This window comes from Vitiosangium sp. GDMCC 1.1324, assembly GCF_003044305.1.
Taxonomy (GTDB): domain Bacteria; phylum Myxococcota; class Myxococcia; order Myxococcales; family Myxococcaceae; genus Archangium.
The window spans coordinates 58,925-81,498 of record NZ_PZOX01000013.1 but is presented as its reverse complement, the minus strand read 5'-3'; the positions used below and the strand labels follow the sequence as shown (position 1 = coordinate 81,498).

The following is a 22,574-nucleotide window of genomic DNA, read 5'->3' as shown; positions in this document are numbered from 1 at the left end:
CTCAGTCGATGAAGAAGACGCCGGCGCTCAGTCCGGCGGGCAGGTATTCCTCGAGCACTCCCCTGAGCGCGGCGAGTCTCCGCTCCTCCTGGAGCGGTTGGTACACGCCGAACTCCCCCCCGTCCCGAGCACCCGTCCTCAGTTCCCTGGGACTGGTGTCCGCGAGCCGCGCGTAACCGGGCTCACCCGGAGAGCGTGACACGAACTCGGGGCCGGAGGCGATGGCCGCTTCCTCGGCTGCTTCCAGCGGCGCGGAGAAGAGCAGACAGCGGTGCCGGGGCAGGTGTCTCGACGCCCACGGCAGCGCACATGTGCGTAGCAGGCTGCCCTGCACGTGGTGCACCTCCACGTTCCGGGCGAAGAGGCAGTCCTCGGCCAGAGGCAGGGACTCCACATTCACGGTGTCGAGCACCGTGGTGCGTGTCATCCACGTGGCGGGACCGGGCGCGTGGGCGTGCTCGCCGGCCACGGCCGGGTGTCCCTCGTCCCCTCGCAGGATGCAGTCGGAGACCTCGAGGCGGGTGCTGTCCGCGGGCAGGCGCACCGGGCCGGCCAGGCTGCCGCGCAGCTCCACCTGCAGGTAGGCCCCGGAGGTGTCTCGCGGGGCGTGCAGGGGGCCGAGCACCGTCGCGTGTGAGACGGTCAGTCGCAGGGTGCCTCTCGCTTCCAGGCCTCGCAGTTGCAGCCCGTCCAGGATGAGCCGCGCCTCCTCCCCGGTGCCGTACGCCACCAACGCTCCGTCGAGCGTGGGCAGCTCGCCGTCGGCCGCCTCCACCCTCAGGTGGCTTCCCTTCTCCACGCGCACCTGGAAGGAGGCCGCGTCCGCGCCGGGCGTATAGGTGGAGCTGTCGAGAAGGAGGATGTGTCCCCGCGTGCCCGTGCCAGGCGTGCTGGTGTCGGAAGTGTCCTGCCGCTCCCACGCCGCCAGCGCTTCGGCCAGGTCTCGGAAGCGCGTCGTCCCTGGCTCGCTCACCCAGGCGCTTGGCGCGTCCGCGCAGACCTCGGCCCGCCACGTGGGTTCGTCCTCGTCCTCCGAGTCCTCCGTGTCCGGCGTCTCCCGGAGGTAGGGCCCCGCTCCCAGGTCCTCGGCCCGGCCAAAGGCCCAGCCCACCCGGAGCTTCCTCCCCTCGGTCTCCTCCCCGAGCGAGAACGCCAGCCGCCCCCTCCTCACGTCCACCGCCACTCGCGGGCTCAGGCCCAGCCTCCTCGCCGTGACGGGGTCCTCGGGGTCCTCCTCCGCGCGCAGGTATTGCGAGGCCTGGGGCGCCTCGGCGAGCACCAGCAGCACGGCTTCGTGCGCCAGGGCGTGCCAGCCCTCGTGGTTCTTGAGCTGATGTCTCAGCGCCCGCGCCATCTCCTCCGGCGACTCCTCCAGCGGCACGGCGAGTGTCACGGGCTCGCCGTCGCCCAGCCTCAGCCGCAGCCGGCCCTGGGTGGATTCGCCCGTGGCGGGAGGCAGCTCGTGCGAGAGGAGCATCGCGATGCGCCGGGCATGTTCGGGCGTCAGTCCCAGTGCGTGCGCGCTCTCCGGGTCCTCCGGTGCGGGGGCGAAGCGCACCGGGTGGTGGCCTCCGAGCGGCACTCCCGGCACCACCAGCAGGTGCTCGTCCCAGAGGAGGACGCGGGCCTGCGCGAAGGCGGGCTGAGTGCTGGCCCGGCGCAGGGCTTCCTCCAGGGCGGTGGCGAGCGCGGGCAGGGATTCGGTGTCGTGGACGCGCAGGTGCATCAGGTGGGGGCCCTCGCCGCCCATCCACGCCTCCAGCTTCATGTGGTGCGCGAGTGCCTCCACCCTCGGGCGGCCCGAGCGCAGGCCCACCAGCGACGGGCCCGGGCGCTGCCAGTGCTCCAGGCCTCGCGACTCCATGTCCGCCAGGGGCATGGGGGTGTCGTTCCACTCCACCGTGAAGGGGGGCTCGGCCAGGGGCTTCAGGCGCTCGGCGGGCGTGAGGTCCCCGGGCCGCGTCAGCCGCTCGCGCGCCAGCGTGAGCTCCGCCTCCAGCCGTCCGGGCGTGAGGGGCAGCGGCATCTCCTGCGAGGGCGGCAGATCGGGCCACTCCTCGCGCCGCCGTTGGGTGAAGAGGCGCGTGTCCAGGCCGAGCGCGTGGAAGGTGTAATGGCCCTCGGCCACGCGGGCGGGCTCGGAGCGCTCCACCGGGTACACCTGCATGCGGCTGAGCAGCAGGCCCACGTGGAAGGTGTTGAAGAGGCCTCGCGGGCCCATGGTGTCCGCTCCGCCCCGCACGTCCGCCAGGTGTCCGGTGCGCGGCACGCCCTGGGCCAGCAGCGACGCCGCTCCCCGGCGCACGTCCACCGCTCGCCCGTGCTCCAGGTGCACGTACTCCACGTGCTGGGTCGCCGCCAGGTGCTGGAAGGCCTCGAGCACCACCGCGTTCCACCCGCACGTCTCCCAGATGACCTGCTCCAGCGTGGACGGCAGCCCCTTGCGGCGGCGGTGGCGGAGCGCGTTGGCCACCCGGGCTCGCAGCAGCCACGCCGGCGCCCCGGTGTTCTCCTCCACCGGCACCCCCACCAGCTCGCCGATGTAGGGCACCAACTGCTCCTCGCACGTCTCGATGAACCAGTCGTCGTAGAGCTGGCCGATGTCCGCGCGCAGCCGGTCGTACTCCTCGCCGATGACGCCGAGCACCACGCGCAGCGGGCCGCCCTGCGCCTCGTCGAGCGCGCGGTGGATGAGGGGGAGCAGCTCGTAGAGCCGCTGGGGGCCGGAGGTACTCACGGGCCTGTCTCCGTGGTGAGGGTGAGCCCCGTCTTCACATCGAGCAGCAGCATCTCCGCGGGCTCCACGCGTCCCAGTTGCGCATCCCAGTGGATGTCACCGGCCGGCAGCAGCGCGGGCGCGGGGCGGGTGTCGGTGGAGCCGAAGGGGCGCAGGGTGGTGATGCGCGCGTTGAGCACGCCCTTCACGGCGCTCAGCTCGCGGAGGATGTCCGAGGCCGCCACCGACTGCGCCAGCTCGCGACGCTCGAAGGCGTATGCGTCCCCGAGCACCTGCTGGGCGGCGTCCTTTACCGGCCCGGGCTCGAAGTCCGGGTCCACCGTCAGCGTCACCGCCAGCTCGAAGTGGCGGGGCACGTAGGAGCCGAGGTCCACCGTATGGGTGGACGGGCGGAACTGCTCCAGGGCCTGGCGCAGGGCCACGTCGAGCGCCGAGCCCGGCAGGAGCTGGTGCTGTGAGGCTTCCTCGTCCGTGGCCACCGTGAGGAAGAGGACGTGCTCGTGGCCGTTCCACACCTGCCGCGCCCGGACTCGCGCCACGCCCGGGTACGTGCGCACGAAGTCCTCGAAGTCGCGCGGCGAGACGATTCGGTCCAGCGTGCGCACCCGGAGGGGCGCGCTCGTGCGCAGCGAGGAGGAGGGCTCGGTGGCGCTGCCCCCGCTCGCGGCCAGGGGGTTGTCCACGCTGTCGAGCCCCAGCGGGCGGTTGCGCAGCATGCGGATGCGGCGCGCCCCCACGTTGCCCTCCGGCCCGCTTCCCACCCGGTAGAGCGCGGTGACGTTCTCCTGGCCCGTGGGCAGCCTCGCCCCTCGCAGGCCATCCCCGAAGACGACCGACGTCCTGCCGTCCGCCTCCTGCCTCAGCACGTAGACGTAGCTGTCCGGGCCCTGCCCGCTCCAGTCCTCCACCCGGTGCCAGCGCCGCTGGTCCACCCGTACCTCGATTTGGGGCTCGGGCCCGTCCGCCGTGGCCACCCACGCCAGCGGCGAGCGCTTGAGGCGGAACGACTGGAAGCTCTGCGTGGCATTGCCGCTGCCCAGCACCTCGGTGAGCGGAATGGTGCCGCCGTGGGTGCCCTCGGCCACGTTGGCGTGGACGATGAGCGTGGCCGGATCCATCAGCCCCTCCAGCGCCTTGTCCCATATCAGCAGGGTGGCGCCGGACTCGCCGGTGATGCTCGCCACCTGGCGGCGCTCCACGGCGGTCTCTCCGTCATCCGACGAGGGCAGCAGTTGGAGCGCTCCGGGCTTGAAGGCCGCCGTGCCGGTGAAGCCGCGCTCGGTGCACAGCAGCCACGTCACCCGGCCCTGCGCGTCCAGGCGCGTGAGGTTCGGCCGGGCCATGACTTCCAGCACCTCGCCGGCCTTCAGGGCCTGACGCTCCAGCCCGTCCTCCGACACGAGCTCCGGCAGATCGGTTCCCGCGAATGGCATGGGCATCCGGACGCGCATCCGCCGCCCTTCCACCAGCACCAGGCGCCCGGTCGGGTCCGGGATGGCTCCGTCCACCAGGAGCCTGTCCCCCGAGTCGGACGGCGCGTCCTGGGGCTCGCGCACCAGCGCCTCGAAGGAGGTGTCCGCGTCCAGCACCGCGTCCGGCGTGCCGGCCTCCAGGGGGCGGTTGTCGCGCACCTGTGAGGACAGCAGCTTCAGGCGGAGGCCCACGGCGTGGACTCGGGCCTGGCCCCGGTCGAAGTCCGTTACCACCGCCTCGGGCGTCACGTGCACTCGCGAGACGAGCCCTCGCAGCTCGAAGTCCTTCACCTGCACCGTCTCCACTCCGGTGATGGAGAGGAAGGCTCGGCGCGCGGGTGTCCCGTCCCCGGCCGCCTGGTCCAGCACCAGCGGCTGGTCCGCCGAGAGGCGCGGCAGCACGCGAGACACATCCAACTGACCCGGCTCCAGGCTCCAGCCCGGCCACTGCCGCTCCTTCACGCCCAGCAGCGGCGTGGCGGCGACGAGCTGGAAGGGCGCGAGCTCGACGACGGCGGTGGACTCCACGGGGTCCAGCGCGGGCGGCTGTACCCAGGAGGTGCCGCCGTCATGGGAGACGAAGATGCCCCGCGAGGTGGCGGCCAGCAGGGGCGCGGGGCTGCCGCGAGCCGGGACGCCGAGCGACAGCGAGCGCACGAGGGCTCCCGAGGGCGTCACCGTCGCGTATGTCTTCCCGTTGTCGGTGGAGCGGTACAGCGCGCCGTCCTCCAGCGCGACGAAGAGCCGGCCCTGCTCGTCCACGAGCGCCGCCACGGAGGCCTGTCCGGCCCGGCCCGGGTCCTTGCGCTCCCACTTGTCGCCCAGCCGTTTGGTGGTGAAGACGCCGTGGCTGGTGGCGATGAGGAAGGTGGCGCGCGTGGCATCCGTCACCACGGCCCACACGGAGACGGGCACGCGCGAGTCGTCCGCCTTGCCCATGGGCAGGCCCTCGTTGAAGGGGCGCCAGGTGGCGGTTGCCTCCTCCCAGGAGAAGACGCCCTCGTCCGTGCCCGCGACGAGGAAGGCGGCGGCGGAGTTGTCCTCGCCGGACACGAAGGCGGCCACGGAGCGCACGGGCGAGGGAGGCAGGCGCAGGTCCTTGCGCGGGTTGCGGCCGACCAGCGACATCTCCACCACCACCTGGCCTTTGAGCAGCTCCCACGAGCCGCCGCCGTCCGCGCTGCGGATGACGCCGTGCCTGCGCGTGCCGGCCATCAACCGGCCCTGGCTGTCATGCCCGAGGCAGAGCACGTCCACGTGCGCGGTGGGCAGGGCGAGAGTCTCCCACGTCTCGCCCGCGTCCTTGGAGCGCAGCAGGCCCTTGTCCTCCACGCTCGCGAGGAGGTTTCCCTCGTGCGCGCCCAGGCACAGCACCGTGCCCTCCGGCAGTCCGCGCTGGACGTTCTTCCACGTGCTCCAGGGCGCGTCCATGCGCTGCACTCCGCCCCACGGCGTGCCCAGGCGCAGGCGGTCCTTCAAGGGCAGCTCGGCCCAGGGCTTCGCGCCGGTGCCGAGGAGGGGCTCGGGAGTGCGGGTGGTCCACACCTCCACGTCGGAGAGCAGCTGTGTCCCGAGCGTCGCGTCGAGCGGCTCGTCCCAGGCCAGCAGCGAGCACCCGCGGCGGCGCGAGCGGCCCACGCGCCGCACCGTCTTGAGGGCCGCCCAGACGGAGCCATCGGAGCGCTTCGTCCGCAACAGCAGCAGGTCCCCGGGGCGCACGTCCTGGGTGCCCTTCTCGAGCAGCACGGCGTGGGCGTCGGCGCGCAGTGGAGCGGGGCTCTGGGGCGCGGAGGGTTGCCACGGCTTCAGCTCATTCCACTCGGCGCGCACCAACAGCGGGGCGGAGGTCTCGAAAATCTGGGGCTTTTCCTCCGGGCCGGGGATGCTCTGCACGGCCAGCCCCCTGGGCAGCGTCAGCGACTCCGGCGCGCCGGGCTTGTCGGACACGGTGAAGCACAGGTCCACCCGGGCCGACACCGGGGGTTGCGGCTGCACACCCAGCGTCTCCACCAGCTCCCGCACCGAGAAGTCCTCGGTGGCGGTGCGCAGGTAGCCCTCGTTGAGGATGCGCTCCTGGTAGAAACAGAGGATGTCGGCGAGCGTGGCCCACCCGTCGAGCAGCCCGTGGGTGAAGTCGTTGCTCGGCACCAGCAGGGGCTCCTCCCCCGAGCCCTTGGGCGGAGGCGGCACCGGCACCTGAGTCAGGGGTATTCCGTGCACCGGGAGGTCGGAGCCGTCTTCGGAGCCGTCTTCGGAGTCGCCGAAGTGGGCGCTGGCGCTCACCCGCGCGAGCCGCTGCCGCATGCGCTCCAGGAACGTGGCCCGCGTCCCCAGCCGTCCCTCCAACTGGGCGCGGCCGGGCGGGTTGTAGGGCCGGTCCGTCATCGGCCACCTCCAGTCACGTGGATGTCGACGAGCCCCAGGTCGGGCCGGCCGGGCCTGCCCTCCACCTGGACGACCTCGGTGGGGCCCGGGAGGATGCGGCCGCTCTCCAGCTCACTGGACTCGTCCTGGCCCCAGCGCTCGAAGCGGAAGGCCTTCACCCAGGCCACGCCGTGCACCGAGGCCGCGCGGGCGATGAGCGGGGCCAGGTACACCGGCTGGCCGAAGCTGAAGGCGCTCGGGTGGAAGAAGGCGGGGCGTCCGTCCTCCAGCGTGCCGCCGCCCAATTCCTGCTCCAGCGTGCGCCGCACGGAGCCGGACGAGTGGCCGGGCTTCACACCCACCTCCAGGGCGATGTCGAGCGGGACGAACTCCGGAGGCCGCGTCTCCACCTCGATGCCGGTGAGGCGGTGGTGGGCGAGGTAGCGCCGGACGCGCTCCAGCAGGCGCGGAGTGGGAGTGCGGCCATCCTGGGGCAGCACATGCACCCGGGCGACGTGCCAGCTTCCGTTCCACGCGAGGTGCAGGGCCGCCGCGCGCACACCGGGCACGCGCCGGGCGAGCGTCACATAGTCCTCGTCGGTGACGCAGCGCTCCTGGGTGCGGAAGGACAGGGGGGCGTCTCGGCGTACGCGCTCGGCGTCCTCGGGGGTCACGCCTCCCTGGGCCGGCAGGGGGTTGCGCACCGACTCCACGAACGGGGCGAAGCGCGCGTCCATCCGCACGAGCCGATCCGCTCCCACGTTGGCCATCAGCTCGATGCCGGTGCGGTACCTCACCCGCAGCCGCGTCCCGGGAGGCAGGCGCCGTCCGTAGTGGCCATCGCCGAAGCGCAGCACCAGCTCGTCGCCGTCATTCACCTCGGCGACGAAGTGGCGCTCGTGGCGGCCGCTGGAGAGCAGCTCGTGCCGGATGCTCCACTCCACGTCTCGGCCCGGGCGCCGCTCGAGCACCTGCACCCAGGGGAGCGCGCGCCGAGGCTGCTGGGTGAGCATCTCCGAGGCGGGGCGGGTGCGCAGGACGGGCGCGGTGTAGCGCTCGGAGCTCACCACGCGCAGGTTGCCCAGGTCCACGTGCGCGGTGCCGTCGGCCTGCACCACCGCCTCCACCTCCGGCTGCGTCGCCCCGTGGTCGGCGAGCACCACGTTGCCGAGCACCTGCATCAGGTTCAGCCCATCGGGTGTGGTGCCCGCGGAGAGGGCGAAGGGCAGGGCGTCCTCGGGGAACCAGGAGACGTGGGTGAGGGGCGTGGAGTCGAGCGGGTCCTCATCGAGCACGGGTTTCGCGTTCAGCCGCACGGCGTGCCGGTGCTCGGGGTCCGCGTCCTCCCGGAGCCCGGTGGTGGAGGAGCGCAGCTCCTCGAGCAGGAGGACGTCTCCGGCGCGCAGCCGCGGGTAGTGCCCGCGCAGGGTGACGGAGGCGGTGCCCTGGGGCAGCTCGGCGACGCGGGCGCCCCAGGTGTAGGGGTGGAAGGCGTTGTGCTCCACGTACAGCCGGGCGGGGTCGAGGCTCTCGAAGCACGAGTGGTGCTGAGGCGGGTGCACGTCCCAGGCGCTCCGGGGAGCGGCGGGAGGCTCGGTGACGAAGAGAGTTCCCGCGGGCAGCTCCAGCTCGAGCTGCGTCTCGGGCAGCGCTACGTGCACCCAGACGCGAGGGGTGCAGCCCTCGTGCACGGTGTAGTCGAGCAGCCGGGCATGGCGGCGCAGCGAGGCCCGGCGCCGGGCGGTGCCCAGGTAGGCCTCGGCGGCCACGGCGTCCTGGTAGTAGCTGAGGGTGTCGCCCACGTGGGACAGCAGCTCCACGAGCATTACCCCGACGTCCGCCACGTGCCGCTCCTGCCAGGCGGGGACGGTGAGACGCATCCGGTCCAGCAGCAGCCGGGAGAAGCTTTCGTAGTCCTTGGCCTGGTAGGAGGCGGGTGCGAGCGCCGCGGTGTCTCGAGGGCCCGGGGCCGGAGCGGAGGGCGCGGGCTCGTCGTGCTCCAGGGTGAGCTGGAAGGGGGCCTGGCGGAAGACGGGGTCCACCGAGTCGAGCCCCTCGAGGACGAGCGTGAGGGGGCGGTGCGTCAGCACGGCCGACGAGCCCCGCTCCAGGACGAGGAGGGCCTCCACCGAGTGCGCGTCGACGGGCTCGAGGGCACGCGCCGTCGCGGGCACGGGCTGTCCGTCCTCGTCGAGCACGCGCAGGTGGAGCGGCTCCAGTCCCGGGGGAATGTCGGAGCCGCCCGCCTCGGCCGAGTGGCGGATGAAGTGCAGACGCAGCACCCAGTCGAGGCCCCGTACCTGGCGCACCTCGACCCAGTCCAGGCCATGGTGACCGGCCCTGGAGGCCACGGCGCGCTTGCGGTCGGAGCGCGAGGGCGAGGCACGCAGCAGCTCGAGCGGAACGCCGGGCTTCATCGGGTGAACCGGTCCTGCCGACGCTGTCCGGTGGCCAGCACGACGTAGCGCAGCACGACGCTCACGGTGGACTCCTGGAGCGTCACGTCCAGCGCCTCCACGGTGATGACGTCCGCGAGCCAGCGCTGCAGGTTGCTCTGCAGCAGCAGCCGGGTGGAGGCGAGCAGCTCATCGCTCGCGGGGGCGAAGACGAGCTGCAACAGCCCGCTGCCGAAGTCCGGGTGGTTGACGCGCTCGCCGGGCGAGGTGAAGAGCACCTGCTCGATGAGGTGGCGCACGTGCGCGTCGTAGCTGGCCGCGGTGGCCGTCTGGCCGCGCACGTCCACGGCATAGGGGAACGCCACGTCGACCCGGTTGACGAGCCGCTTCATGGAATGGGCACTCCGGTCAGCGTGGCGGCCACCAGCGGACCCGCGACTTCCACCGCGCCCGCCACCGCCTGGTCTCCCACCACCTCGAACGCGCCGACCACCGCGGTGTCTCCTTCAATCTCCACGGCGCCCACCACGTCCACGTTGCCTTCAATCTCCACCGCGCCAGCGATCTCCACGTTGCCCGTCACCTCCACGGCGCCGGCGATCTCCACGTCGCCCGTCACCTCCACGGCGCCGGTGATCTCCACGTCGCCCGTCACCTCCACGGCGCCGGTGATCTCCACGTCGCCTGTCACCTCCACGGGGCCGGTGACGTCCACGTTGGCGGTGACGTTGACGTCCTCGGCGGTGACGGTGACGACGCCCTCCGTCTCCACGGTGACGCTTGCCTCGGTGATGGTGACGGCGGTGGGCGGCAGGGTGGCGGTGATCTCCTCCGGGCTCATCGACACCAGCGCCTCGGCGGTCTCTATCTGGATGCCCGCGGCGTCGATGGTGATGATGACGGGGACCTCCACCGCGGGAGGCCCGAACTCCAACATCATCTCCCCCGCGCCGGGGATGTCATTGATGAGCAGGGTGAAGGAGTCCGTCTTGATGACCTTCTGGTAGGGCGTCTCGGCGAGCACGGGCTTCTCGGCCTCGCCCCAGAAGCACCCGGCCCAGATGGGGTGGGTGGGGTCCCCTCCCTCGAACTCCACCCAGACATTGGCGCCAATGGGCGGAATCATCACGAAGCCCACCTGCATGCCCGCGTACGGCACGCACGGCAGCGCCCAACTCGACTCCAGCCCCACGAGCGCCGGCACCTCCACCAGGATGCGGCCCAGCTCCATCGGGTCGATGTTCTCCAACACCTTGCCGCGGTACTTGCCGTAATAGCGCCTGTCCTGACTTGCCGGACCCATCATGGAAGTACCCCGGGAACCGTGCTGCCCCAGCCCTCGCGCGTGAGGGTGAACTGCTGCGTGTAGGACTCGGGCTTGATGTCGTGGGTGACCTGCTGCACGTAGTACAGCCCATCGTGGCCGTAGCCCGCGCCGCGGACTCCCACCAGTCCGGGCGCGCTCAGCACGGAGCCATAGCGGAGCACGTCCAGCTCGCCCGAGGCCGTCATCACGTTGTCGGTGGAGCGGTCCACCATCGACTGGGCCACCACCTCGGCCTGCATGGGGTCCATGCCCTCGGGGTCGAGCAGCGTCACCCGGATGTTGGGCACGTTGGCGAGGATAGCGGGCATGGCGGCCAGGGGTGGCACGCGCACGGGCAGCAGGGCCTCGATGGGGATGTCCATGTCCGTCTCCAGCGTGTCCTGGACGAGCCCCGTCACCGTGGTGGGCGCCAGCGCGTCATAGGAGAAGCTCAGCGCGTTCACATTGCTCAGGGGCAGCTCGTTGATGGTGAGCGCCGCCTGCGGCACGCCCAGACGCCGGGGCGGGCCGAAGTACCCGGTGTTGGTCATGGGCGCGGGGCCGGGGATGATTTGAAAGACATAGCCATTGCGCCTGGCCAGCTTGTTGAGGAAGGCCCGGTCCGTCATTCCCCCCTGCTGGATGGTGTAGTCCAACGGCATCATGCTCAGGCTCACCGCCGTGGGCAGGGCCATGGGGATGATGCCGTAGGCCGCGTACTCAGCCATGATGAGGTCGGCGATCATCCAATCGCTCATCGCCGGGAAGGGCATCGTCTTCTCCATCAGGTCCATGGCGACGCTGATGTCCTCGCCCGTGACGACCATCATGTCCGGCTGGTTGCCCTGGCGCGGGTGCAGCTCGATGCGGGTGATGAGGCCGTCCATGATGACGGTGGGCAAGGTGGAGAGGGTGACCATCAACACGATGCGGTTGAAGGGCGCCAGCAGGCCCTGCGTCATCACGCTGTAGTCGAGCGGGCTGGAGCCACGGGTCACCTGGAACTCGAGCTGGAAGCCCGAAGGGCCCGAGTCGGTATTCGTCACCTGGGCGCGGCGCAGGGCGGACATCAGCGAGGCGGGCGCCGGAGCGGCCACCATGCGACCCACCATCAGCGTCAGCTTGGGCGTGGTGAAGCTCATCGCGTCTCGGGCACGACTGCCAGAGGCACCAGCACCTTGCGGCCGGGCTCGTCCACCAGCTCGAAGGGGTCCATGACCGCGTTGAGGTCACACAGCCGCCAGAACTGGAGGGGGTCCCTGAGCGTGCGGGCGGTGAGCACATCCAGGCGCTCGCCGGGGCGCACCGTCGTGAGCCCCACCGGGGTGCCGCGAGGCACGGAGGGGAAGCGCCGCTGCTTGTAGGAGATGACGGTGCCGTCGGGCGAGGTGTACGTGGCGTCGGGGATGGAGGCGTAGCGGCTGGTGGGGCTGAACACGGCGAGGACTCCGGCTCAGAGGGTGGTGGGGTTGACGCCGAGCACGTCCTGGCTCGCGGAGGAGTAGCCACTGGAGGCCTGCTGCTCCTTGGTGGACTGGTAGGCCATGAAGAGGGACCAGGCGGGGTCCTGCGGCATGACGTCCGAGTAGCTGAGCACCTGCATGCTCAACGAGACGCGGGCGCGGACGGGAGCGAGCGATGGGAGGAAGGCTTCCTCGGTGACGCTGTAGCCCACCACCTTGACGGGCACGGCGCGCGAGCTGCCCCAGGTGAAGACGACGGTGGGGGAGAGGTAGGGACCAATCTCGAGCGTCCCGCTCTGGAGCAGCGCCTGCTGCGTCTGGACCTGGAGGGAGCTGGGGTAGAGCAGCGACTCGAGCGCGGCCAGCTGCGGGCGGATGTCCGAGGCGGCGGGCTGACCGGGAGTGGAGGGAAGCTGGAGCGTGGCGTCGATCTCCAGCTCCACGTCGATGGTCTCGGTGGGGGCGGCGGCGAACTGGATGGGACCGCTGCGGCCTTCCCTGTCACCACCGGCGAGCTGGGGCTGGAGACGGCGGCGCAGCGAGGCGGGGTTGAGCTGGAAGACGACGACGTGCCGACTGCCTCCGGTGGGGGGGATGATGACGAGCGAGCCCATCAGCGTCTTGCGATAGACGTCGAGACTCATGGACGACCTCCGGCGGGGGTGCACGACGAGGAGCCGGGTGGGAGCGTGCGCGGGGCGGGCCTGGGTGTCCAGTCCCTTGCCATGGGAAGCGAGGGGCCCGGATGAGAGGGCGCTGGGGCTTGACCTCGGAACAAGGGGCGGAGGAGCAACCGCGTGCATCGTTCCCCGAGCGCGAGAGGTTCCTCTACCCTGACGGGTTGACCTCGCTGCCGGAAGGTGAGCCATGGCACTGCGTCAAGTAGGGACCTTGTTGTTGGTGTTGTTGATGGCCTGCGCCAGTACGAATCGCTTGGTGCCCCAAGGCTCGGAGCCGGGAGCCAGTCCCGGCACCAGGCTGTACGACGTGGTGGAGCTCGAACCGGGGACGGTCTCCACCCGGCCCGTGCACATCGATAAGGGAGAATTCCAGCGAGCCATCGCGCGGCTGGCCCGTGACATGCGGGTGAAGGGGACGCCGAAGGAGGCGGCCCACGAGTTGCTGAAGGCCCCGATGGAGTTGGAGGGGGAGTGGCTGGCCGAGGTGTCCCGGGACCGTGTCCTCACGCTGGTGCCCGTGGAGGACAAGAGTCCACTGACGCCCGAGGCGGAGGCCGCGTTGCGAGGCAAGTACCTGGGGCTGTGCGAGAGGCAGGGCGGAGGAGATTGCCTGGGCCTGTTCGACGACGGGCCCTATCTGCGCGCGGATGACAGACGCACGCTGGCGCTCGCGCTGGCGATGGGCTCGGTGCTGGACGAGACGCGCGAGGCGCTGGGGCGGGAGGTGAACCCACGCGCGCTGGTCACCATGTGCGTGTGGGCCGTGAGCTTGTATCTCGCGTCATGGCTGGTGCCGGAGCCGACCACGAAGGCACTGGCCGGAGCGGTGACAGTGATTCTGGTGGCATGGCTGGGCGTGGACACGCTGTGGGGGCTGATGGACGGGTGGGCGAGGCTTGCGACTCGGGCGCACGAGGCCACCACCTTCGAGGAACTGCGCGAGGCGGGAGCCGACTTCGCCAAGGTGCTGGGGACGGACGCGGCGAGGGCGCTGATTCTGGCGGTGAGCGCGTTGGCGGGCCGCACGCTGGGCGAAGTAGCGGCACGGGTGAAGTCATTGCCGGGGTACAGCCTGGCGGGGGCGCAGTGGGAGGCGCAGGGCGGGGCCGTGGCCCTGGCGCCCGAAGTAGCGGCGGAGACTGTGCTGACCCAGGAGCGCGCGCTCGCCCGGGCGGTGTCGGCGGTGGAGACGGTGGTGGCTTCTCCGCAGGGTTCGCTCTCGGTGGTGATGCTCAAGAAGGGCGCGGGCGGAGGACCGGGTGCGGCCCCTCGGGGCGGCTGGCCTGCCACCGTCATGCGCCACCGGGGTGGCAACCAGCAAGTGGAACTCGCCAATGGGGAACGCTGGCACCTGCCACGTGGCAAGTCACTCCAGGACATCCCCGGGGAGGACAAGGTGGGGGACATGCTCCAGGAAGCGGTCACCCGGGCCGCCAATGAATGGGGGCCAGAGCACCTTTCCTTCGCTGAGAGAGACGCCATCAACAAGGCTCTGAAAAAAGGTGAGTACTGGCTGGCACGGCTGTTGGAACGCGAGGCCCGGGGTCGCTATGTGCAAGTCAAGGTGAAAAACCAGTTCGACCATCTCTACGACTTCAACCTGAATAAGGGCATCGATGTGATTGACCCGGCGACGGGCCGCAAGTACGAGATTCTCTCCGGAACGGAGTCGAACCTGGCGAGGCATGGCAGGCGCATGGCGGGCGAGTTCTTCCGGATGCTCACCTTCTGAAAGGGCGGCGATGCTTTTCACCAAGGTCTTCTACGAGGACAGGGAAATCAAAAACGAGCGGTTGGAGCTGACGGACAAGGGCTCGCTCTATTTCCTGGGTCGTAACCTGACGCTGAGGAACTGCACCCTCGTCCTGAAGGTGCCCGCCAGGAACCTGCTCATCCGCGAAGTCCGTTTCATCGACTGCACCTTCGAGGTGAAGCAGGAGCTGAAAAACTATCAGCAATGGGTATTCGCCTCCCTGAAGGGCTGCCGGTTCAAGGGACGCCTGTATGGGTGCGATTTTGGCCGCTGGCCCAGCTACCCGGGGGCGTGGGAGCACGCGGCCATCGAGGATTGCGATTTCACCGAGGCCCGCCTGGACGGCTGTCGCTTCCACGGCTGTGATCCGCGCACCCTCAAGTTTCCCCAGTGGCCTTGCTTCACCATCCTCGACCCCATCCGTAGTGCCCCTGCGCTACGCTCCGTCAAGTGGCCGGGCAGTTTTGGCGATGTCACCGTGGAGAATCTGCACACCGAGCCACCGTCCACCGTGGCCGTGACGTTATTCGCCCCCGCCATGGCCAAGCGGCATGAGACCACCGCTGATGCACTCAGGGCTGTCATCGAGAAATTCGACTGCATCCTCTACTGACACGGACGAGATTCTCTCGGGAACGGAGTCGAACCTGGCGCGGCATGGCAGGCGGATGGCAGGCGAGTTCTTCCGGATGCTCACCTTCTGAAAGGGCGGCGGATGTTCTTCACCAAGGTCTTCTACGAGGACAAGGAAATCGAAAACGAGCGGCTGGAACTGACGGACAAGAAGTCGCTCTATTTCCTGGGCCATAACCTGACACTGCGCAACTGCACCCTCGTGCTGAAGGTGTCCGCCAGGAACCTGTTCTTCGACGCAGTACGTTTCATCGACTGCACCTTCGAGGTGAAGCAGGAGTTGAAAAACCATCAACAATGGGTGTTCGCCTCCCTCAAGGGGTGTCGGTTCAAGGGGCGCCTGTCAGGATGCGATTTCGGCCGCTGGCCCGGCTATTCGGAGGGATGGGAGCACGGTTCCATCGAGGACTGCGATTTTACCGAAGCCCGCCTCGATGGCTGCCGCTTCCACGGTTGCGATGTTCGTACCCTGCGGTTTCCCAAGTGGCCCTGCTTCACCTTCTTGGACCCCGTCGGTAGAAGCCGCGAGTTGGCCACCGTGGAATGGCCCGGGAGCATTGGTCCCGTTGTGATTGAGGACCTCGCCAGATATCCGCCTTCTACAGTTGCACTGACCTGGTTTGCTCCGGATTTTGCCAAGAGAAGTGGGACCACCGCTGAAGCGCTCAAGGCTGTCATCGAGAAATTCGACTGTATTGTCTACTGAGGAGCGTCGCGATCAGCACGACCAGTCTCGTGCCGCTACTTCAACTCCGGCCCGCCCGTGAGCTGTGAGAGGAGTTGCTCGGCGACATGAGCCGCGGCGGCCTCGGTGCCGAGCCCGGCAGGCAGGGAGAGCGTCGCGGACTCCAGCCTCAGCGTGGACTCGGGACCGAACCCCATCCCCTCCAGCCCGCGCTCCGTGAACAACCGGGTGAGCTGGGCCGCGAGGGCCTCGCGGAAGGCCTCGGGGTGGGGGACGAGCCCCTCGGGCAGCACGAGCGTTCCAATCTCCAGATGCAGCCGCGGCGCTCTCACTCCCATCCCTCGAACTCCTTGAGGTGCGGGAAGGGTTGCTGGAGCTTCTCGAACTCGCGGCGGGCGGCGGCGAGCACGTGGCGGGGCCTCACTCCGGGCGGTGTCTCTCCCCGCGAGGCGTCCTCGGCGGCGAGGAAGGCCGCGTGCAGGGCGATGCTTCGGATGACCGCGCCGGACACGTTGAGCGCCGCCAGTCGCGCCGGGTCCATCCCATGCGTGGGCGTGCCAGCCGGGAACGCGCGGCGCCAGAGGGCCTCGCGCTGCTTCCGGTCCGGGAAGCTGAAGTCCACGATGAAGCGCAGCCGCCGCACGAAGGCCGCGTCCAGCCCCGCCTTGAGGTTGGTGGTGAGGATGGCCAGCCCGTGGAAGGACTCCATCCGCTGCAACAGATAGCTCACCTCGAGGTTGGCGTAGCGGTCGTGGCTGTCCTTCACCTCGCTGCGCTTGCCGAAGAGGGCATCCGCCTCGTCGAACAGCAGCACGGCGCCGCCGGACTCGGCCGCGTCGAACACCTTGCGCAGGTTCTTCTCCGTCTCGCCAATGTACTTGCTCACCACGCCACTCAAGTCGATGCGGTACAGGTCCAATCCCAGACGGTGGGCGAGCACCTCGGCGGCCAGCGTCTTGCCCGTGCCACTGGGGCCGGAGAAGAGCACCGTGGTGCCGGTGCCTCGCCAGCCCCCGGACGAGAATCCCCAGTCCTCGTGCACCAGCAGCCGGCGGCGCACGTGCATCTCCACCTCGGAGAGTTGCTGGAACTGGGCGTCGGACAGCCGCAGGTCCTCCCAGGTGGCGCGCACCTCCAGGCGCTGGGCGAGCGTCTCCAGGCGGCTGCGCGACTGGGCTCGGGCACTGTTCCACAGGGCCTCGCGCGCCTGTGAGGGGCCGGGCTTCTCCGCCAGCAGCAGCTGGCCGAGCGCCTGGGTGACGGCGGACTCGATGGAGGTCCGGTCCAGGTCGAACTGGCCCACCAGGGTCCGCGAGGCCTCGGGCAGCTCCCAGTCCTTCACGGACTCGGCGGGCAGGCGGCGGGTGAGCGCGTCGAGCCAGAGCTCTCGCTGCTCGAGCGGGCGGGGCAGGGGGATGTCGAAGAGGGCGGTGCGGCGGGCGCCGGTGGGGCGGCGCTCGGGCGCGGCGAGCATTACCGGGCCTTGCACGGTGGCCACCAGGCGGGCCACGGCGGCGGCGCGCTCGGTGTCCCCGGACTCGAGGTCATGGCAGTCCAGCAGCAGCGCCTGGGTGCCGAGCCGTGCCTCGCGGTTCCACAGCCGGGCCAGCCGCTCCACCTCCTCGCGCGAGCTGGGGAGTCCCTCGGCGGGCAGACGTTGGACCTCGTACTCGAGCAGCTCCGCGGCGCGTGCGGCGATGGCGGCCTGGTCCAGCCGGCTCTTGCCGCACAGCTGGAGGACGGGCAGCTCGCGCTCGCGCGAGGCGGCGGCGAGCGTGGCGGCCACCTGCCGGGCGAGCGCCTCGTGCGAGGGCACCAGGGTGTCGGAGACGGACACGTCCTGCACGTAGCGGACGAGCCGCTCGTCGAGCGCGTCGATGCCCACGAGGTATTGCCAGATGCGCTCGTCGGCGCGCAGCGGGGCCTGGGCGAGCGTGGGGCCGGTGCCGGGAGTGACGAGGTTCCAGTAGCGCAGGGCGCCGTGGGGCGCGAGCGCGTCCCAGTGGGCGCCGGGGAGCGCGGCGAGCGCGAGCGAGAACGTGGGCCAGGGGCGCTGCGCCTCTCCCTGGGCGCGGGCGCACAGCGAGGGGAAGCGCGCGTCCAGCTCCATGCCGGCGCACAGCAGGAGCACGTCGCGCTCGAAGGGGCCGAGGCCGAACGTCTCACAGAGCGCGCGCAGGGCGGGAGGAGCCCCGGCGTCCTCGGGCCAGGGGGGCCAGCCTTCCGCGTCCACGGCGGGAGGCTCCTCCACCTGGGGAAGCGAGGGCTCGGCGTGCCGCTCCAGGAGGAGCCGCAGGCGGCGCAGGCTGGCGCCGAGGAAGGCCTGGTTGTGCGTCTCCCAGCTCATCAGGGCTTGGGGGTGGTGTTGGGGGCCACCTGCTTGACGGGCGGAGGGGGCGTGGGGACGACGTCGGCGTCGACGAGCACCGGCGCGCACTCATACGCGACCGAGAGCGAGTAGGGGACCTGGTAGAGGGAGGACCACATCTTGTGGAGGGCGTCGAGGTTGAGGGCGTAGGGGGTGACCTGGACGTGGGGCTCCTGCTTGTCCAGGTTGGAGCCGGACAGGTCGGGCAGGGGGGTGGAGTGGATGGTTTCCCTGATGAGGGAGGGCGTCAAGACGGGCTGCCGCTGGAAGGTGGTGACGACGCTGCCGAGCAGCAACTGCGGCTCGAGCCGGACCTCGTCGCCGTAGAAGGTGAAGAGGTAGTGGAGGGTGAGGGCGACGCGGGGCACGGCGATGAGGGTGCCCTGGGGGCTGCGGGTGGGGACGTGGTCGTTGCGGAAGGCCTGATTGGGCGAGGCCATGAAGAGGAAGATGTTGACGCCACGGGTGAGGCCCTCGGAGCCGAGCGAGCGCAGGGGCACGGTGGTGACGTGGGCGCCGGGGACGGCCTCGAGGGCGTAGCGGCTCACGAGGTTCTTGAGCGCGGCGGTGACGGTGGCGATGGCGAGGTGGTTGCTCATCTGGGTTTGCGCGAGGCCAGGTAGTCGTTGAGGCCGAGGCTGGCCCTGGGCCGCGAGGGAGCGGGAGCCGGGGCGGCGGCGGACGGCGAGGAGGACGCAAAGGGCGGGAAGGGATCGAGCGCGGGGCGCAGCTCGAGCCGGCCGATGGAGACGTGGACGACGGGAGGGGACTCGGCGCGCTCCTGCTCACGAGAGGCGGAGGGCCACGGTGGCTCGCGAGGAGAGGGAGCCAGCGTGGGGATGAGGGGAGAAGGGTCCACCGGGCGGGCTTCGTGGGCTCGCGACATGGAGGCGCGAGCGGGTGCCGCGAGCGGCAGGGCTGCCTCCTGGACGTCGGAGACGAGGCCCGGCGCGGAGGCGTGCCGCCGTGGAGTCTCCGGGCCATGAGCCGAGCGCTCGGCGGGGTGAGCTGGCGCGGAGGGATTCCCGGAGCGCTCGCGGAGGGCAGACGGGGTGGCGGCGGGGAGCACGGTCCCCGTCACCGGGAGGGCAGGCGGGGTGGTGGCGGGGAGCACGGTTCCCGTCACCGGGAGGGTGGGAGCGCGAGCCGACGTGGCGGAAGGAGTGCTCCGCGCGGAGCGGGTTGGCTGGGACGCGGGAGACATCGCCGCGGGCGGAATGGGAGGCGGAAGTGCCTCGTCGGGCGCGGATGTGCGAGCGGACGCGGCGAGCTTCGTAGCGGAGTGCTCGAGAGCACGAGTCTCGGTGGAAGGGAGCTCGCTCAGCCCCGAGCGGAGGGATTCCCGATGCGAAGAGGCGGAGGTCGCGGGAGAGATGAGGGGCAGCGGAACCGGGTGCTCGAGCGAAGACGCCGGCGCGGTAGCAGATGAAGGCGCTAGTTGCGCATGAGTGGGGACGGCAACGGAGGGCGCGGCGGTCGCGGGAGAGATGAGAGGCAGCGGAGCCGAGTGCTCAGGTGAGGGCGCTGGAAGGATGCCAGATGAAGGCGCCGATGGCGCGTGAGCGGAGGCCGGAACGGAGGGCGCGGCGGTCGCGGGAGAGATGAGAGGCAGCGGAGCCGGGTGCTCGGGTGAGGGCGCTGAAAGGGTGCCGGGTGAAGGCACCAGTTGCGCGTGAGTGGGTGCCAAAGCGAAGGGAGCGGCCACTGCGGGAGAGATGAGGGGGCGCGGAGTCGGGTGCTCAAGCGAGGACGCCGGAACGGTAGCGGGTGAAGACGCCGGTTGCGCGTGAGTGGGTGCCGAAGCGGAGGGAGCGGCTGCTGCGGGAGAGATGAGGGGCAGCGCAGCCGGATGCCCGAGCGAGGACGCTAGAGCGGTAGTGGAGGAAGGCGCCGGCTGCGCGTGGGTTGTCGCCGGACCCGCGGGAGACTCGCCTTGTTCCGAGGGGGCGGAGGCTCGTCGGGCCGGGGCGGCCGGAGTGGGAGCATCGGGCGGCTGGGGCGAGGACGCGTGAGTGTGACCCCTCGACGCGGTGGGACGCTGGGCCTGTGCGGACGTGGGAGCCGGCGCGGCGAGCGGCCCGCCCTGCACGGGAGCAACGGATTCGAGGTGCGCGGAGGAATCCGGAGCCGGGACGATGAGGGGCAGTGGGGCCGGGTGCTCGAGAGCGCGAGTCGTGGAGGTGACAGATTGCGCGTGGATGGCGGACTGCGTGGCGAGCGGTTCGAGTGCCTCCGAGGGAGCGGAGTTCCGCTGCACGGGGAAGACCGAAGCAGAAGCGACGAGCAGTGCGGGAGCGGGCTCGATCGGTTGCGTGGACGCGGGAGTCCGAGGTGTGGCGGAAGATGAGTGGTCCGGGAGTGCCGGACCCACGAGCGTTGGCGCGCGAGTTGCGAGTGATTGGCTCTGCTCCGAGGAGACAGATTCGCGCAGGGCGGAGGAAACCGGAGCGGGGACAACGAGGGGCAGCGGAGTCGGGTGCTCGGGAGAGGGCTCTGGCTGTGTGCGGGTGGAAGCGGAAGCGGTGAGGGATTCGCCCTGCTCCGAAGAGACGGACTCGGCACGCGAGGGAGCAACCGGAGCGGGGGCAACGAGAGGCAACGGAGCCGGGTGCTCGAACGTGTGAGCCGCAGCGGCGACGGGCGAAGGAGCCGGTTGTGCGCGAGTAGATGCAGGAGTGGCGAGTGATTCGCCCTGCTCTGAAGAGACGGACTCGGCGCGCGAGGAATCAACCGGAGCGGGGGCGACGAGGGGCAGCGGAGCCGGATGCTCGAACGTGCGAGCCGTGGAGGAACTGGGCGAAGGAGTTGGTTGCGCCTGAGGAGGCGCAGGAGCGGTGAATGCTTCGCTCTGCACCGAAGAGGCGGATTCGGCATGCGAGGAAGCAACCGGAGCAGGGGCAACGAGGGGAAGCGGAGCCGGGTGCTCGAGCGAGCGGTACGCAGGGGCGACGTGCGAAGGAGCCGGTTGCTCGGGAGTAGGGCCCAGCGCGGCGAGCGGCCCATGCTCCTCCGGCTGCGCGGAGGAGTGCTGCGCTGGGAAAACCGGAGCAGGAGCAACGAGCAGCCGAGGCGTGGGCTCGTGCGTGTGGGCCCGCATGGTGTGCACTGAGGGAGCCAGGGACTCGGGCGTGGAAGCGTGCGTCGTGAGCAGTTCACGCTGCTCGGAAGCGGCGGAGGTCTGCTGCGCGGAGGCAGCCTGGGCGGGAGCTACCAGCGGGAGAGGGGCCGTGTTGGCCTGCGAGTCGCGATTCAGCGCGGACGGAGGATGGGGCTCGACCGTTGGGACGGGCTCGGGGACCCGAGGCGTGGCGGATGGTGTACGAGTCGTGAACGTCTGGCCCTCTCCCGCGAGCCCAGGCGTGGGCGCGGCGAGCGACTCGGGCTGCTCGGATGAGATGAGCCCATGGCGCGCGGCAATCGGAGCGGGAGCGACGAGGGGCAGAGGCTCCGGGTGCTCGAGCGTGCGAGCATCCGTAGCGACAGGTGAAGGATCCGGTTGCGCGTGAGCGGGAACCTGCGTGGCGCGAAGCTCGAGCCGCTCCGAAGGAGCGGAGGGCTGCCGTGGCGGAGCAACCGGAGCGGCAGCAGCGGGCGGCGGAGACTCCGGCTCGTGCATGCGAGCCCGTGAGGTGACCGGTGGAGGACTCGGCAGTGCGGACGTCAGGGGCGGCGTGGCGAGCTGCTCAGCAGTGGCGGAGGGCTGCTGCGCGGAGACAACTGGAGCGGGAGTGACGAGGGGCAGCGGAACCGGATGCTCGGACGAGCGAGCCGCGGAGGCGGCGGGCGAAGGTTGCGCGAGAGGAGGCGTCTGAGTCGCGATCGGCCCGAGTGGCTCCGAGGAAGCTGCTTTCCGCTGCACCGGGGGGTCCGAAGCAGGAGCAACGAGCGGCGCGGAAGCGGGCTTCTCTATCGAACCACCCTGCTCCAAGGACACGGATTCGGCGTGCAATGAAGCAGCCGGAGCGGGAACAACGAGCGGCAGGGGTGTGGGCTGCTCGATCGAGGGAGTCGCAATGGGTGAAGGAATCGGTTGCGAGTGAGCGGGGGCCTGGGTGTCGAGCGGCTCGAGTTGATCCCGAGGAACGGCTACCCGCTGCACCGGAGCGTCCGGAGCAGGAGACACGAGCGGCGGGACTTCAGGTTCGACTGGGCGAGCCCGCGAGAGGAGTGGTGGAGGAACTGTGTCCTCGGACGTACGAGCCCGAGTGGTGAGGGATTCACGCTGTTCGGAAGTGCTCTGCGCCGAGTCAGTGGGGAGCTGCTGCACGGAGGCGAGCGGTGCGGGAGCGGCGAGGGGCAGAGGACCCGCGTTCATCTCCGGGCTTCGAGCCGAGGCCGGCGAAGCGGGCTCTCCCATCCGAGAGGGCGAGGAGGACGGAGCCGCGGTGGCCAGCGCGGGAGCCGCGAGCGCCGGAGCATCTCCCCCAGGCACGGGCGCGCGAGCAGCGATGGACTCACCCTGCTCCGAGGAGACGGCTTCACGGTGCACGGAGCCCACGGGAGCGGGAGCAACGAGAGGCAGGGGAGCGGGGTGCTCGAGAGGGGGTGCTGGAGTGCCGATAGACGGAGGGGCCGGTTGCGCGTGAGTGGGGGCGGGAGCGGCGAGTGGCGCGCTCGGTGCCGGAGGCGCGTCCCGCTGCACCGGATCATCGAAGGCGGGAGCCACGAGCGGCGGAGCTTCCAGCTCGAGCGTGCGGGCTGGCGAGGTGAGCGGTGA

At 70.7% G+C, this 22,574-nt stretch carries 15 protein-coding genes; 3 read left to right on the top strand and 12 right to left on the bottom strand.

Going from position 1 to position 22,574, the window contains the following annotated elements; all coding sequences use genetic code 11:
- Position 1 precedes the first annotated feature (1 nt).
- The 8 genes from DAT35_RS32440 to DAT35_RS32405 are packed head-to-tail and all read right to left on the bottom strand — an operon-like array spanning position 2 to position 12,382.
- Entirely contained in the window at positions 2 to 2,737 is a 2,736-nt protein-coding gene (locus DAT35_RS32440) for a hypothetical protein (protein ID WP_108072330.1), read from the bottom strand.
- On the bottom strand, positions 2,734 to 6,594 hold the full coding sequence (locus DAT35_RS32435; protein WP_108072328.1) for a baseplate J/gp47 family protein: 3,861 nt from the start codon (positions 6,592 to 6,594) through the stop codon (positions 2,734 to 2,736). Before DAT35_RS32435 ends, DAT35_RS32440 begins: the two co-directional genes overlap by 4 nt.
- On the bottom strand, positions 6,591 to 8,990 hold the full coding sequence (locus DAT35_RS32430; protein WP_108072326.1) for a putative baseplate assembly protein: 2,400 nt from the start codon (positions 8,988 to 8,990) through the stop codon (positions 6,591 to 6,593). The genes DAT35_RS32435 and DAT35_RS32430 overlap by 4 nt, the downstream gene beginning before the upstream one ends.
- Positions 8,987 to 9,361: a GPW/gp25 family protein gene (locus DAT35_RS32425; protein ID WP_108072324.1), complete on the bottom strand. Its 375-nt coding sequence runs from the start codon at positions 9,359 to 9,361 to the stop codon at positions 8,987 to 8,989. Before DAT35_RS32425 ends, DAT35_RS32430 begins: the two co-directional genes overlap by 4 nt.
- Positions 9,358 to 10,275 carry a phage baseplate assembly protein V gene (locus DAT35_RS32420; protein ID WP_108072322.1) on the bottom strand — a complete coding sequence of 306 codons (918 nt, stop codon included), beginning with the start codon at positions 10,273 to 10,275 and terminating at the stop codon, positions 9,358 to 9,360. Before DAT35_RS32420 ends, DAT35_RS32425 begins: the two co-directional genes overlap by 4 nt.
- Positions 10,272 to 11,417: a hypothetical protein gene (locus DAT35_RS32415; RefSeq protein ID WP_108072319.1), complete on the bottom strand. Its 1,146-nt coding sequence runs from the start codon at positions 11,415 to 11,417 to the stop codon at positions 10,272 to 10,274. The genes DAT35_RS32420 and DAT35_RS32415 overlap by 4 nt, the downstream gene beginning before the upstream one ends.
- Entirely contained in the window at positions 11,414 to 11,713 is a 300-nt protein-coding gene (locus DAT35_RS32410) for a hypothetical protein (protein ID WP_108072317.1), read from the bottom strand. The genes DAT35_RS32415 and DAT35_RS32410 overlap by 4 nt, the downstream gene beginning before the upstream one ends.
- 15 nt (positions 11,714 to 11,728) lie before the next feature.
- Positions 11,729 to 12,382 carry a hypothetical protein gene (locus tag DAT35_RS32405; RefSeq protein WP_108072315.1) on the bottom strand — a complete coding sequence of 218 codons (654 nt, stop codon included), beginning with the start codon at positions 12,380 to 12,382 and terminating at the stop codon, positions 11,729 to 11,731.
- Positions 12,383 to 12,605: 223 nt separating this feature from the next.
- Between DAT35_RS32405 and DAT35_RS61145 the strand changes: the two genes are divergently transcribed.
- From DAT35_RS61145 to DAT35_RS32390, 3 genes are all read left to right on the top strand, one after another.
- Positions 12,606 to 14,150 (top strand): hypothetical protein, encoded by a 1,545-nt coding sequence (locus tag DAT35_RS61145; protein ID WP_233261858.1) that lies wholly within the window; start codon positions 12,606 to 12,608, stop codon positions 14,148 to 14,150.
- A 10-nt stretch (positions 14,151 to 14,160) separates the two neighbouring features.
- Positions 14,161 to 14,784 carry a hypothetical protein gene (locus DAT35_RS32395; protein WP_108072313.1) on the top strand — a complete coding sequence of 208 codons (624 nt, stop codon included), beginning with the start codon at positions 14,161 to 14,163 and terminating at the stop codon, positions 14,782 to 14,784.
- Positions 14,785 to 14,886: 102 nt separating this feature from the next.
- Positions 14,887 to 15,510 (top strand): pentapeptide repeat-containing protein, encoded by a 624-nt coding sequence (locus DAT35_RS32390; protein ID WP_108072311.1) that lies wholly within the window; start codon positions 14,887 to 14,889, stop codon positions 15,508 to 15,510.
- 35 nt (positions 15,511 to 15,545) lie between these two features.
- Here DAT35_RS32390 and DAT35_RS32385 read toward each other — a convergent pair whose 3' ends face one another.
- The 4 genes from DAT35_RS32385 to DAT35_RS32370 are packed head-to-tail and all read right to left on the bottom strand — an operon-like array spanning position 15,546 to position 18,971.
- On the bottom strand, positions 15,546 to 15,827 hold the full coding sequence (locus DAT35_RS32385) for a hypothetical protein (protein WP_108072309.1): 282 nt from the start codon (positions 15,825 to 15,827) through the stop codon (positions 15,546 to 15,548).
- Positions 15,818 to 17,836, bottom strand: coding sequence for an ATP-binding protein (locus DAT35_RS32380; RefSeq protein WP_108072307.1), 2,019 nt, complete (start codon positions 17,834 to 17,836; stop codon positions 15,818 to 15,820). Before DAT35_RS32380 ends, DAT35_RS32385 begins: the two co-directional genes overlap by 10 nt.
- Complete coding sequence (locus tag DAT35_RS32375; protein ID WP_108072305.1) at positions 17,836 to 18,456, bottom strand: DUF4255 domain-containing protein; 621 nt, start codon at positions 18,454 to 18,456, stop codon at positions 17,836 to 17,838. Before DAT35_RS32375 ends, DAT35_RS32380 begins: the two co-directional genes overlap by 1 nt.
- A complete protein-coding gene (locus DAT35_RS32370; RefSeq protein WP_158501984.1) occupies positions 18,453 to 18,971 on the bottom strand; it encodes a hypothetical protein in 519 nt (172 codons plus the stop codon). Before DAT35_RS32370 ends, DAT35_RS32375 begins: the two co-directional genes overlap by 4 nt.
- Between the last annotated feature and the right edge of the window lie 3,603 nt (positions 18,972 to 22,574).

Excerpts from the sequence above, each read along its gene's own strand:
- DAT35_RS32435 (WP_108072328.1), bottom strand. The coding sequence starts at position 6,594 with ATGACGGACCGGCCCTACAACCCGCCCGGCCGCGCCCAGTTGGAGGGA.
- DAT35_RS32430 (WP_108072326.1), bottom strand. The coding sequence starts at position 8,990 with ATGAAGCCCGGCGTTCCGCTCGAGCTGCTGCGTGCCTCGCCCTCGCGC.
- DAT35_RS32425 (WP_108072324.1), bottom strand. The coding sequence starts at position 9,361 with ATGAAGCGGCTCGTCAACCGGGTCGACGTGGCGTTCCCCTATGCCGTG.
- DAT35_RS32420 (WP_108072322.1), bottom strand. The coding sequence starts at position 10,275 with ATGATGGGTCCGGCAAGTCAGGACAGGCGCTATTACGGCAAGTACCGC.
- DAT35_RS32415 (WP_108072319.1), bottom strand. The coding sequence starts at position 11,417 with ATGAGCTTCACCACGCCCAAGCTGACGCTGATGGTGGGTCGCATGGTG.
- DAT35_RS32405 (WP_108072315.1), bottom strand. The coding sequence starts at position 12,382 with ATGAGTCTCGACGTCTATCGCAAGACGCTGATGGGCTCGCTCGTCATC.
- DAT35_RS61145 (WP_233261858.1), top strand. The coding sequence starts at position 12,606 with ATGGCACTGCGTCAAGTAGGGACCTTGTTGTTGGTGTTGTTGATGGCC.
- DAT35_RS32395 (WP_108072313.1), top strand. The coding sequence starts at position 14,161 with ATGCTTTTCACCAAGGTCTTCTACGAGGACAGGGAAATCAAAAACGAG.
- DAT35_RS32390 (WP_108072311.1), top strand. The coding sequence starts at position 14,887 with ATGTTCTTCACCAAGGTCTTCTACGAGGACAAGGAAATCGAAAACGAG.
- DAT35_RS32385 (WP_108072309.1), bottom strand. The coding sequence starts at position 15,827 with ATGGGAGTGAGAGCGCCGCGGCTGCATCTGGAGATTGGAACGCTCGTG.
- DAT35_RS32380 (WP_108072307.1), bottom strand. The coding sequence starts at position 17,836 with ATGAGCTGGGAGACGCACAACCAGGCCTTCCTCGGCGCCAGCCTGCGC.
- DAT35_RS32375 (WP_108072305.1), bottom strand. The coding sequence starts at position 18,456 with ATGAGCAACCACCTCGCCATCGCCACCGTCACCGCCGCGCTCAAGAAC.